Raw genomic sequence first — 12,471 nt, 5'->3', positions numbered from 1 at the left:
GTTTTCATAGTTTATTGCGGGAAATTCAAGCATTTTCTGCTCTCTTCACAGCCCATCTTCCCACAATAGTGCATTTTATTGTATCACAAGCACATTCCACGTGTCAAGAAAAATTTTTATTTTTTTCACCCCTTGTAATTCTCCATATATTATGCTATGTTGATAACAAGAATTGTTACTATTTTTTTAGAATTACAATTATTTGGAGGAAACAGATATGATAAATATTAGAAAAGCCGCTATCATCGGCTGCGGATTTGTCGGAGCTTCATCCGCATTCAGCCTGGTACACAAAGGATTATTTTCAGAGCTGGTTCTGATCGATGCCAACCATGCCAAAGCAGAAGGCGAAGCCATGGATTTGAGTCACGGCCGGCCGTTTACTTCCCCTATGAAAATTTACGCCGGAAGTTACGACGACATCAGCGACTGTTCGCTGATTATCATTACAGCGGGCGCCAACCAGAAACCCGGTGAGACAAGACTGGATCTCGTCCACAAGAATGTAGCTATTTTCAAATCCATCATTCCCGAAATCACAAAGAGAAATTTTGAAGGAATCCTGCTGATCGTGGCAAATCCGGTTGACATCCTCACCTACGCCGCCCTCAAAATTTCCGGCTACCCAAAAGAACGGGTCCTCGGAAGCGGCACCGTGCTTGATTCCGCCCGTTTCCGCTACCTCTTAAGCGAGCATCTCAATGTGGACAGCCGAAGCGTTCACGCCTATATTATCGGTGAACACGGCGACAGCGAGCTTGCCGTCTGGAGCAGCGCCAATGTCTCCGGTATCGGCATCAATGATTTCTGCGAGCTCCGCGGCCACTACGAGCATGATGAGGCCATGGACCGGATTTACCGGACCGTGCGGGACAGCGCTTACGAAATCATCGAGCGGAAAGGCGCCACCTACTACGGTGTTGCCATGGCGGTGAGCCGGATCGCGGAGAGCATTATCCGCAACGAGCATTCCGTGCTCCCGGTTTCCAGTCTGATGGAGGGAGAATACGGGCTCACGGATCTGTGCATCAGTGTTCCTACCATTGTCTCCGCAAAAGGCGCCGAACAGGTACTGGAAATCCCGCTGAGTCAGGAGGAAAAAGAAAAACTTCAGAAATCCGCTGCAGAATTAAAGAAGGTCCTTGACTCTGCCATTTGACAAATGCCTGCCAATACCTCTAAAATAGAAATGCTGCCAGATTTATGGCAGCATTTCTTAGAAGGAAGGCAGGAATTTTCATGAAACAATCTACGTTCTTCCGTGTACTGTTCTATATCATCGGTCTTCTGGTGCTCGCACTGGGTCTGACCTTGAACACCAAGACAGGGCTCGGAGTCTCACCTATTATCTCAGTCGCTTACAGCACGGCAGTCATCTCCGGACATAATTTCGGCAACATGACTCTTGCTCTCTATTCCCTCTTTGTGGTCATCGAACTTATTCTTCATCTCATAAGAGAACACCGCTATGTAGAAGAATCACACGGCGCACTGTCCCAGGCAGGAAAGCGTGACCGGAAGCTGATTTTCCTGATGGACATTCTCCAGATCCCTTTAAGCCTCATTTTTACGCGGTTTCTCAATGCATTCTCCGCTTTGATCCCGGCTCTTTACTCCGGTTCAGAAAGCAGTGCAGGAGAAATGGCATTTCGCGTCATCGTTCTGGTCATCGCAATCATTCTAACCGGGATCGGAGCCGCCATGTCCCTGAATATGCGCATCGTACCAAATCCAGGTGATGGAATTGTTCAGGCCATCGCAGATACGGCACACAAAAGCGTCGGCTTTACCAAAAACTGCTTCGATGTGCTCAATATTTCCATCACAATCACATTAAGCCTCACTTTCGCCGGGCATCTGATAGGCATCGGCGTCGGCACGATTCTTGCCATGATCGGAGTGGGACGCACGATTGCCGTCTTCAACCACTTTACATACGATAAAATGAAACAGCTGGCCGGCATCGAAAACTAAACAAGGCGAAACAAGTTTCTCAATACAAAAAATCCCCTCCGGGAATCCGCACACCAGCGGCGCGGTCATTTCCGAAGGGGATTTTTCACTTTCTTATATTATTCCCTGTCAGAATCTACAGGAACTCTTCTATTCCAGGGCTGATTTATACAAATCTTACTCCCTGTGAATATACGGTTTTTCCACCAAGGTATACCGTATTGACATTATAAACACAGGAGATGTCTTTGCTCAGATCTCCGTCTACTACAAGAATGTCTGCCAGCAGACCTTCTTTAATCATTCCAAGTTCATCTTCTCTTCCGAGAACTTTTGCAGGGTTTGCTGTTGATGTCTGAATCGCCTGTACCGGAGTGATTCCGTATTTTACCATCAGCTCCATTTCCTGAGCGATTGGAAGAACCGGAGCACCGTACATTACCATATCGCTTCCGGTGCAGACCGTCACACCTGTATCATAAAGCTCTTTAAAATGATCACGGTAGGCTTCATATGCCGGCTCATAGAACTGATAATCCCTCTGCTCTTTTGCGGCAACCGGATCATTGAATACATCCGCGTTTCCCTCCTCGATGTTCTTCTTGCACACTTCATATAAATATGTATAGGCAAAAATCGTCGGCGTCCACGCAATTCCCTTTTCTTTCATCTGCTGCGCCTGCTCTACTGTCAGGAATGTTCCGTGTTCAATCGTATCGAACCCGGCATCAATACACATCTGAATCGATGGATGAGTTCCCGCGTGAACAACACATTTGATTCCTCTTCTGTGGCACTCATCTGCCGCCGCATCTAATTCTTCCTGGGTGTACTCCGGAATATGGGAACGGTGGCTTGTAAGCAGTTTGATCCATTCCGCTCCATCTCTTCTCTGCTTTCTGATCTCTTTGCGGATTGCCCATGGTCCATCCACTTCAACAACTTCATCCCAGCAGTGTCCACCCGTCATACACATACCTTCTCCCACATGCGTGATACGGGGAATCGTGATAAATCCTTTCTCCTCCGCAAGTTTCAATGTCTTGCACACTCCGTGCGGAGAATAGCAGTCTCTGACACTTGTGATTCCTTTCGTAAATGCCGCCTGCGCATGCTGAAGTGCATACATCATAATCATCTGATCATTATAGTTGAAGCTGTCCGGCTGGCTGAACCAGTATCCCAGATGTGCATGCATATCGGTAAGTCCCGGCAAAATTGTTGCCTCCCCATAATCTTTGACTTCTTCCTCCGGATATTGGGCAGTCAATTCTTCCTTCTTCCCTACTTTTGCAATTTTGCCATCCTTTCCGATCAGCACTGCCGCCTTCTCAAGCACGGTGCTTCCGTCTCCGGTAATCAGATGTTCCGCTGTGATTATCATGTCTTTTTCCTCCTTGATCCCATACTGTCATATGATATTTCTCTTTCATCCCAAAGAGAAATCATCTCCATGCCATTTATTATAATGCACAATTAATCTTATTACAACTGGTGAAAAATATATATTTTGCACAATTTATTTCTGTTCACCCATGCTCAGAAAGGGAACATCTATCATTTGCAGGAAACGAAGCTTCCTGTTAAACAAAAAATGGCAGGATTCCTGCGAATCCTGCCATCATCATTCCATCAACGAAATTATTTAACGTTAACTTCAGCGCCTTCTCCTTCGAGTTTAGCTTTGATTTCTTCAGCTTCTTCTTTGGATACAGCTTCTTTTACTACCTTCGGAGCGTTGTCAACAAGGTCTTTTGCTTCTTTTAATCCAAGTCCTGTGATTTCACGAACAACTTTGATTACTTTAACTTTGGAAGCACCTGCAGAAACAAGTTCTACATCGAACTCTGTCTTTTCTTCAGCTGCTGCTGCTTCTCCGCCTGCTGCTGCTACAACAACACCTGCTGCTGCGGATACACCAAATTCTTCTTCACATGCTTTTACTAAATCGTTTAATTCTAATACAGATAATTCTTTGATAGCTTCAATAAATTCAGCTGTTGTTAATTTTGCCATTTTATTTACCTCCATATTTTGTATCGGTTTCGTTCTCTTGAATCAATGATTCTGAATCAATTACTCAGCTGGTGTTTCAGCTGGTTCTTCTGCCGGAGCTTCCTCTGCTGCTGCCTCGCACGCCTCTGCTCCACCCTGTTCAGCGATCTGATTAAGTACACGAGCAAGATTTGTGATAGGTGACTGTAAGCTTCCAAGCAATTTGGAAAGGAGCTCTTCTCTTGAAGGAATCTTGGAAAGTTCTGTGATTCCTGCTGCATCGTAAACAGTTCCTTCTACTACACCGGCTTTTACTTCCAGAGCCTCTGCTGTCTTGGCGAACTTGCAGATGATTCTTGCCGGAGCTGTAGCATCGTCTTTAGATACAACCATTGCGCTCGGTCCTTCCAGGTATTCTTCCAGACCTGCGAAATCCGTACCTTCAAAAGCTCTTTTCATCATTGTGTTCTTGCAGACTTTGTAAATGACACCTGCTTCTCTTAACTGTTTACGCAGTTCTGTGTCCTGTGCTACTGTAAGTCCACGGTAGTCAACAATGACAACTGACTGTGCATCCTTGATGTCATCAGCGATCGCCTGCACGATTGGCTGTTTTAATTCCACTTTTGCCACGATTAACGCACCTCCTTGTAGTATTTGTGAGCTGCCAGAAAAAACCTCTCTGCAAAAAGACAGAGAGGTCAACATTCAAGTAAAGAATTTTGTCTTCCTCGGTAGGCGTTTTGATCCTTATGCCGTCCGGCACCTACTGTCTTCGGCAGTTACTTCGTAACAATACCATATATACTCATGGTTGTCAATATTTTTTGCTAATTTTTATGTTACTGCAGGGAGCAAGGTCAGAACCAACGTCATGCTCTGCCAGTTTTCACTGCCAAAAGCAATCATAAATCCCGCCGAAACTACTACGACAGCCAGCACACCCCACGCGTAGCAGGAATGAAGGCGGCTTTTGTGATCCGATATCGTTCCATTTTCATTCTCATAGCCCCCCCTCTTCATATTTAAGCTTCATCCTATCATATTGAAATCAGATGATGCAAGAAATCTTCTTTCGGGTTTCTATAATACCCAGATTCCATCATTCATGGTACAATGATCCTGAATAAAGCAAAAAAACGGCATCCGGATTCCGGATGCGGCTGACGGAGGATTTGAACATGATTTTAATCAAACAAGCAGAAGTCTATACACCTCACATTATCGGAATCAAAGATGTACTCGTCTGCGGAGGACAGATCGAAGCCATAGAGGACCGCATCTCTCTCCCGCTTCCATCCTGTCATGTGATTGACGGAACAGGAAAACTGCTCATTCCCGGAATCATCGATCCGCACGTGCACGTCACCGGAGGCGGCGGCGAAGGCAGTTTTCACACTCAGGTTCCTCCTGTCTCCCTGTCAGATCTGATTCGGGGCGGTGTCACTACTGTAGTCGGTCTTCTCGGAACAGACGGAATTACCAGAAGCGTTGAAAATCTGCTTGCCCGTGTCAAAGCACTGAAAGAAGAAGGAATCAGCACCTATGCCTGCACCGGTTCCTATGACTTTCCGTCCGTCACTCTGACCGGAGACGTCAAAAGAGATCTCGTATTTATCGATGAGATTTTGGGGGTGAAACTCGCCCTTTCGGATCACAGAGCGCCAAACGTCACTGTCAATGAGCTCATGCGGCTCGGAAGTGACACCCGTACCGCCGGAATGCTCTCCGGAAAATGCGGTATCGTTGTCCTTCACATGGGCGATGCCCCGTCCGGTCTTGCACCTGTCCGGGAAGCACTTGCACAGACAGCCATTCCGGTCAAGATCTTTCATCCGACCCACGTCAACCGCAAACGTGAGCTTCTGGAGGAAGCGTTTGCGTTTGCCCGTCAGGGCGGCTTCATCGATCTGACCTGCGGGATTGACGGAGCCGGACGCCCGGCCGCCTGTATCATGGAGGCCAGAGAACGTGGTATCCCGATGGAGCAGATCACCATAAGTTCCGATGGAATGGGAAGCTGGTCCACTTATGATGAATCCGGCAGTCTTCTTGCAATCGGATACGCACCGGTAGATACGGTTCTGAAGGAGGTCAAAGTCCTCGTCCAGGAATATCAGCTCCCTCTGGAAGAGGCTCTGTGCTTTGCCACTTCCAACACGGCCAGATCGCTGGAACTCTTTCCGAAAAAAGGATGTATCCGTGCCGGCTCCGATGCAGACCTTTTACTTCTGGAAGAAGATCTTTCCATCCATACGGTCATTGCCGGCGGCAGGCGTATGCTGGAAGATCATGTGCTTCTTCAGAAAGGCACCTACGAAATCTGATCCGATACTGTGAAATTTCTGCTAAACAAAAAAGCAGGCACGGTCCGGGATGTCTGATTCCCGGCCGATGCCTGTTTTTCAATACTTATACTTATTTCAATGCTTATTCATGAATGGTCATTCGGATGGTACCGTCGGCCTCTTCCAGCAGTTGTGTGCGGAAAAAGATTTCTGACGCTTGTTCCAGATACACAAGATCCTTGATTCCCGAAGTCTCATAGGATGAATGCATGGCAAGCTGCGGGAGCCCGATATCAACGGCTTTCATAGACATCTGCGCCATGGCAAGATTGCCAAGCGTGCTTCCTCCGGCCATGTCAGAGCGGTTGGCAAAATACTGTACCGGCACCCCCGCTTTCCGGCAGATTTCCTGAAACAGCGCCGTACTGATGCCGTCACTTGTATATTTCTGTCCCGCATGGGACTTAATAACAATTCCCTCATTTAAATATGCACAGTTCCCCTCATCGGTTTTCTGAGGGTAATTCGGATGCACAGCATGTGCATTGTCACAGCTCAGAAGAAAGCTGGATGCAGCTGCCCGGCAGAAATCATCTTCCCCTTTTCCAAGGGCTCGGTTGACCCGTTTCAGGACATCTGTCAGGAACGTGGATGCAGCACCCTGTTTGGTCCCGGATCCCACTTCCTCGTTGTCAAAGCACGCAAAGACATTGATGCCTCCCGGATTTTTCCCTTTCAGGAATCCTTTCAAAGATGCATAGGCGCATTGAAGGTCATCCAGCTGAGGGCAGGAAAGGAACTCTTCCTCCAGCCCCCAGATCGAAGGTTTCATCCTGTTATATAAGAAAAGATCCATTCCAAGAATATGTTCCGGCCTTATCTGCAATTCCTCCGCGATCAGCTTTCTGACCGTATCCGGCTCCAGTTCCCTGGCAGACAACAGAGGCAGCATATCCTCCTGAAGGTTAAATTTCTGTCCCTCATTGACTTTACGGTTCATGTGAATTGCAAGACTCGGAATCAACAGAAGATCTCTGTCGATCTTCACCAGACGCTCCTGTATTCCGTCTTTTGTGCGCACGACTGCTCTCCCCGCCAGAGAAAGCGGGCGGTCAAACCACGGTGCGCAGAGCATTCCACCATAGCCTTCTGTGTTAAGCTTTGTATAATGCCCTTTCACTGTCATTTCGGCACGCTCTTTTACCTTGAATGTCGGGGAATCACTGTGAGACGCCGCAATCTGGAATCCATAGTCCTGCACATCGTTCCCCACTTCAAACGCCAGAATACTGGAATGATTGCGGGTCACATAATAGCGCCCTCCCCTGTGGATTTCCCATCTTGCGGATTCTGCCAGCGGGAGAAATCCCTCCCGCCTCAAAATCTCCGTCATCTGCTCCACCGCATGGAACGGTGTCGGCGAATTCTGAATAAAGGCTGCCAGTTCCAGCGCCTCATCTTTGCACACCTGCGTATCCATCATCTTATTATGCATCCTGTACCATTCCTTTCTCCCGTTCCCGCTTTGCAATCTTTGGCAGGATCAGGCCAAGTGCAGTCAGAACAATCGGTGTGATGATGTTGAGCGCCATGGTCATCGGATCTTTGCTGTACATTCCCATAATACAGCACGCCGCTGTCACAACAAAACACCAGCCTCCGAAGAAATATGCTATCTTTTGGCTCTTCACAAACCGGTACTCTGCCGGAATACGCTTGATCGCTCTCCGCAGCGCAAGGTAGGCTACAAATACCCACAGATAACGGAGCGGCATACAGACAGAATTCAATCTTGTCAGCTGCTGAAGAACGGATGCCGCTCCAGGCATCACGGTCTGGATCAAAATAATTGCGCCGGAAAGAATGACCACCAGCCAGATTCCATTGCTGAACGCACCGTATTTGTTCTTTTTCAACAGTTTGCTTGGAATGAATTCTTTCGTCTTCTCGTTGTCAAGAAGCATACGAAGAGGTGCGTCAATACTTAAAATCAAAATTGCGAACTGTCCGATCATGTTGCAGAGCGCATAAAGAACCAGGAACAAGTCTCCCACATGGTAATACTCGCCCAGACGCTGGAACGCCCAATAAGCACCGTTCGCGGCATAAGAATCAAACGTCTCCTGGCTTTCATTGATCACCGCCGGATCAAACATCATTCCCATGGCGATTGTTCCAAGGATCGCACATCCTGCCACCATGACCGCCATAAAGATAATTCCCTTTGGAAAACCTTTACTTGGATCTTTTACTTTATTGACATAAGGAGAAATTTTCTCGCATCCGCCTACCGCAAAGACCAGAATGGAAAGGCTTGTGAAGTAACCCATATTAAAATTCGGAATCAAATTATCCAGACTGAAATCCAGACTGATAAAATCTGCGCCCGGGTTAATCGCAGGTGCAGCGAACATCATTACGATGTACAAAAGGGACATGACAAACATGCTGGTTCCGGCAATCGTTGTCAGCTTCTTCAATGGATTAAGGCCTCTGCTGGCAATATAGCAACAGATCAGAAATACTGCCAGTGTCGCAAGCTGTACATAAACCGTCGGAATCGCATCATAGGTCTCATGATCACGGAAAATCGCCCAGCTCAGCGCTTTAAGCCCGCCGCTTCCCTTGCTGGCAATGTAAGTGATGTGACATGCCCAGTACGTCCATCCTGCATAATAAGCGATCTTCGGTCCTGTTGTCTCATAGATCCAGGAATTGACACCGCTTCCGCTGTTCTTGAAAGCGGAGCCCAGTTCTCCGACCATCAGGGCATACGGAATAAAGTACAGGGCAAACATCAGTATCCAGCTGAGCATTACCTGCGTTCCGTTAAAATAGATAAATCCGTTTAATACATTTCCAAATCCCCACACGGTAGAGAATGACATAAATGCAAGGACATACCATTGTATTTTCTTATCTTGTGTTTTCATATTTCTTCTACCTTTCTACTGTTTTACGTACAGGGAAAGAATTTCTTTGATCACTCTCACGGCAAGATACATTCCTTCCGCTATATCATGTTCATACGGCCCGTGGTACGCATGTCCGCCCGTTCTCCCACAGACCGGAGGTTCATCCTCTCTTCCTTTTAGATTTTCCGGCAGTTCCCTGCCTTTTCGTTCAAGCGCTTTTCACATGATTCCATTATAATTTTTATAAATATCAGTTTCAAATAACTAATCAGAATGACTTATATAACTGTTCCTTTATAATCCCTTTTATTTTGACTGATAATTTTCTCTTTGTATCCATAAATTGTATATCTTTCCCACACAAAAAAACAGCGCCCGAAAACTTTCCTTTTTTCCGGGTACTGTTTTTCTTCTTATTATTTGTTTCTTTTATATGTTTCATAACAGAATGTTTATAATTCTTTTTCTTCCACCGCAATTTTCATAAATTCTGCCATACACTTTGTGAAATATTTATTTTTGCGGTAATAAAAATATACATTACGCTGCGCTGCCGGATCATCAATTTTATAGTATATAATATTCCGGTTGTACGGAAGGCTTTTTACTACCGTGTCACTTACAATCGCGATCCCCATCTCCCGTTCTGTATATGCCAGGATAGACAGAATCTGATCCATCTTAAACGCCACACGCGGCACAAATCCGGCCCGTTTGCAGATTGCCTCCACCCGTTCTCTTGTATCATTGTGAGCCCGCAGCATAAGGAACGGATCCTGCTCAAACAGTTTCAGCGCCACACCGTAGAGTTCCGGACGCATATGGACATTCTGCTTGATATCATCCGATGTCATACCCCATGCCTGAGCCGCTTTGTTGCTTTCAAACGAAGCAGGCACGGCAAGCAGCAGATTCTCTTTCATAAAAAACCGCCTGTCATAGATCTCCTCATCCATCGGATAGTTATCCAGCATCAGATCCACTTCCCCTGAAAAGAGCTTCTTCTCGATCTGGGAAGTGTGCGCTTCCACAAGGTTCAGTTTGATCTGCGGAAATTTCTCACGGAATTTCTTGATAATCCCCGGCAGTACAAACGAGATAAACAGATAGGTCCCGCCGATGCTCAGGCGCCCTGTGAGCATGTCATTCAGATTCCCGACATAACACTCAAACTCCTCCTCCAGATCCATGATCTTTTCTGCCGTCTTGATATATTTTTTCCCGCACTCCGTCAACTGAACCGGCACCGTACTTCTGTCGAACAGCGGCATTCCGATCTTCTTTTCAATCTTCTTTACCGTTGCACTAAGAGCAGGCTGCGAAATGTAAAGATTGGCCGCCGCCCTGGAAAAGCTTCCTTCTTTATAAACTTCATAGACATATTCCATGTTTGCAAATGTATTTTCCTTCATGATTCTTCCTTCTCTTTTTTGCTTTCCGCCAGCCGGCACACCGCTCTGCCATCCGCCGCATCCAGATACAATACCGCATGTCCCCGCACATCATACACTTTTACGATCCGCAGCAGTTCCACCGCGGTTTCTCCGGCTAATCTCTCTGTCACTTCCGGGCATGCCGAAAGCATCTCCGGGCGGTAGATTCTTGTCTTGCTGTTCTCGTTGATCGCTCCGTAGTAAACGTCAGCCTCAACCAGATTCTGGAACATGTGGCTTCCATAGGAAAGTTCCGGCCGGTACCCTGCCTTCCCGTACGCCACTTCACAGATAGCTCCGAAACTGCTGATATCCGCATAGGAAACCGGAACACCAAGTTCCGGTGACGAAGTCCCGATTCTGCCGGGAGCCAGAAGGAGTGCTTTCTCCTCCGTCTCCTCCAGATAATGATTGATCTTTCCGATCACATGCCCAACATCCGGTTTCTTCTTATATGGATAGTCATAGTACGCCTGCGGATCCACCCAGACAATATAATCAAGCTTCTGCTCTTTGGAACGCCGCATAGAAGTCCGCCGCACATCAAACAGGAATTCTCCATCTTTATCTTTCGGGATCTTGACCTGATCCGAAATTCCCGAACGCAGCGGCCTGCACTGTACAAGGGTTACTTTCCATCCATCTTCCGATGCATTCACGGCAAACTCGATATCCACCGGCTGCCGGTAATTCTCCTCCAGTTTTTTCAGAAGCGTTTTCATCATCCGGATAAACGTACGGTCTTCCACCAGTCCCTGACAGTCCGCAAAATAGATCTTCCTGTAGTCTCCCCGTCTTGCAAGCAGTTCTTCCGCATCCGTATCCCGGTCCAGAAGCAGCCGACGATAAGATTTCGGGAAGATATCCAGAAGCTCCGACAGATTTTTCGTACAGATCTTACGGGCATCCAGATCGATCACATCCACCTGACGCTGAGAGTACTTGTGTTTCTCCCCTGTCGTTCCCCAGAGATTCCCCTGCGCGCAGTCCAGGCCTACCAGCCGCGGATAATCCCCCGGTGTCCGGGTTACGGCTCTCGTTCCAAGCCCTGCCACCAGCCGGAGCATCCCTGCTTCTGGATTGATGTGTTCCATCCATTTGTATGGATTGTAGGAGCATCCCATCCCCGCAGCAGCCGGAAAATACAGACTTCCGATCTGTGTCCCCGCTGCCTTTTGAATCAGAAGCCCCATCTGCTCTTCCTGATCTTTCCGATGCCATTTCTTCCGGTATTCCACCGCTTCCTGATTCTTCACACTGTCGTAGACTCTTGAAACCGCGTTCAGCATTTCCCGGATCCGCTCTTCTTCTGTCCCCTGATTCGAGCAGAAAACGGACTCATACTTTCCAAAAAAAGCATTGTCATACCCGTCTTCCATCAGGCTGCTGGAACGGACGATATACGGTGCTCCGTTAAAATAATTCAGGATCCTCTCAAACTCTCCCCGGAACGTTTCGATCGTTTTTCCGTCCCGTACCTGGCAGAAAATCTCCGTTCCCACAAACCAGGAGGGACAGCGCTCCCACCGGTCTGCATACTCGCCAAGAAGTGTCTCCATCATCTTCTCCACCAGGACAAATCCGCATGCCTTCCCGCCGATCACTCCGCCTCCTGTCTTATGATCAGAAATCCTCTGAAAATCTTCCTCTTCAAAATATGTGAGGATTGTTCTCGCAAGTCTCGGATCCTGCGTCATCATTTCGCGGCAAAGCTCCCTCTTTTTTTCCTCTTCCATAATTCCTCATCCTCTCTGCTCTTCTACTTAAAAGTTTATCCCCTGACATCTCCGATTTCAAATACAGCTCGTCTATAGTCTCTATAACTGTTTATTTATATCATAGCTGTTTTGTCTAATTATTTCAAAATATTTTTGATTTTTTTGTCTA

12 protein-coding genes and 1 other annotated feature are annotated in these 12,471 nt (G+C 47.2%); of the genes, 3 read left to right on the top strand and 9 right to left on the bottom strand.

What is annotated here, in order from left to right; all coding sequences use genetic code 11:
* Positions 1-217: 217 nt before the first annotated feature.
* Both B5E64_RS02850 and B5E64_RS02845 read left to right on the top strand, forming a co-directional pair.
* A complete protein-coding gene (locus B5E64_RS02850) occupies positions 218-1,159 on the top strand; it encodes an L-lactate dehydrogenase (protein WP_087167028.1) in 942 nt (313 codons plus the stop codon).
* 80 nt (positions 1,160-1,239) lie between these two features.
* The gene (locus B5E64_RS02845) at positions 1,240-1,974 is read left to right on the top strand and encodes a DUF6198 family protein (RefSeq protein WP_087167027.1); all 735 of its coding nucleotides are present in this window, start codon (positions 1,240-1,242) and stop codon (positions 1,972-1,974) included.
* 145 nt (positions 1,975-2,119) lie between these two features.
* On the opposite strand, the gene B5E64_RS02840 is transcribed toward B5E64_RS02845, so the two are convergent.
* From B5E64_RS02840 to B5E64_RS02825, 4 genes are all read right to left on the bottom strand, one after another.
* Positions 2,120-3,337 carry an amidohydrolase family protein gene (locus B5E64_RS02840; RefSeq protein WP_087167026.1) on the bottom strand — a complete coding sequence of 406 codons (1,218 nt, stop codon included), beginning with the start codon at positions 3,335-3,337 and terminating at the stop codon, positions 2,120-2,122.
* A gap of 257 nt (positions 3,338-3,594) precedes the next feature.
* Positions 3,595-3,969, bottom strand: coding sequence for a 50S ribosomal protein L7/L12 (rplL, locus tag B5E64_RS02835; protein ID WP_087167025.1), 375 nt, complete (start codon positions 3,967-3,969; stop codon positions 3,595-3,597).
* 60 nt (positions 3,970-4,029) lie between these two features.
* A complete protein-coding gene (gene rplJ, locus B5E64_RS02830; protein ID WP_087167024.1) occupies positions 4,030-4,581 on the bottom strand; it encodes a 50S ribosomal protein L10 in 552 nt (183 codons plus the stop codon).
* A gap of 28 nt (positions 4,582-4,609) precedes the next feature.
* Positions 4,610-4,745: a sequence feature (ribosomal protein L10 leader region), on the bottom strand.
* A 40-nt stretch (positions 4,746-4,785) separates the two neighbouring features.
* Positions 4,786-4,971 (bottom strand): hypothetical protein, encoded by a 186-nt coding sequence (locus B5E64_RS02825; RefSeq protein ID WP_087167023.1) that lies wholly within the window; start codon positions 4,969-4,971, stop codon positions 4,786-4,788.
* A 158-nt stretch (positions 4,972-5,129) separates the two neighbouring features.
* Between B5E64_RS02825 and iadA the strand changes: the two genes are divergently transcribed.
* On the top strand, positions 5,130-6,275 hold the full coding sequence (gene iadA, locus B5E64_RS02820) for a beta-aspartyl-peptidase (RefSeq protein ID WP_087167022.1): 1,146 nt from the start codon (positions 5,130-5,132) through the stop codon (positions 6,273-6,275).
* A gap of 103 nt (positions 6,276-6,378) precedes the next feature.
* Here iadA and B5E64_RS02815 read toward each other — a convergent pair whose 3' ends face one another.
* The 5 genes from B5E64_RS02815 to B5E64_RS02800 form a co-directional block, all read right to left on the bottom strand.
* Positions 6,379-7,719, bottom strand: a complete 1,341-nt coding sequence (locus tag B5E64_RS02815; protein WP_343284037.1) for a M18 family aminopeptidase — start codon at positions 7,717-7,719, stop codon at positions 6,379-6,381.
* A gap of 4 nt (positions 7,720-7,723) precedes the next feature.
* Positions 7,724-9,169 carry an amino acid permease gene (locus B5E64_RS02810; protein WP_087167021.1) on the bottom strand — a complete coding sequence of 482 codons (1,446 nt, stop codon included), beginning with the start codon at positions 9,167-9,169 and terminating at the stop codon, positions 7,724-7,726.
* A 250-nt stretch (positions 9,170-9,419) separates the two neighbouring features.
* The gene (locus tag B5E64_RS17950; protein ID WP_162610122.1) at positions 9,420-9,593 is read right to left on the bottom strand and encodes a hypothetical protein; all 174 of its coding nucleotides are present in this window, start codon (positions 9,591-9,593) and stop codon (positions 9,420-9,422) included.
* Between the two features lie 10 nt (positions 9,594-9,603).
* Entirely contained in the window at positions 9,604-10,563 is a 960-nt protein-coding gene (locus tag B5E64_RS02805) for a LysR family transcriptional regulator (protein ID WP_087167020.1), read from the bottom strand.
* Complete coding sequence (locus tag B5E64_RS02800) at positions 10,560-12,320, bottom strand: PEP/pyruvate-binding domain-containing protein (protein ID WP_087167019.1); 1,761 nt, start codon at positions 12,318-12,320, stop codon at positions 10,560-10,562. The genes B5E64_RS02805 and B5E64_RS02800 overlap by 4 nt, the downstream gene beginning before the upstream one ends.
* Positions 12,321-12,471 lie beyond the last annotated feature (151 nt).

It is taken from the genome of Drancourtella sp. An12 (genome assembly GCF_002160935.1).
Lineage (GTDB): Bacteria > Bacillota > Clostridia > Lachnospirales > Lachnospiraceae > Sellimonas > Sellimonas catena.
Note: the sequence above shows the minus strand (reverse complement) of the source record. Positions and strands in the feature narration are given on the sequence as shown.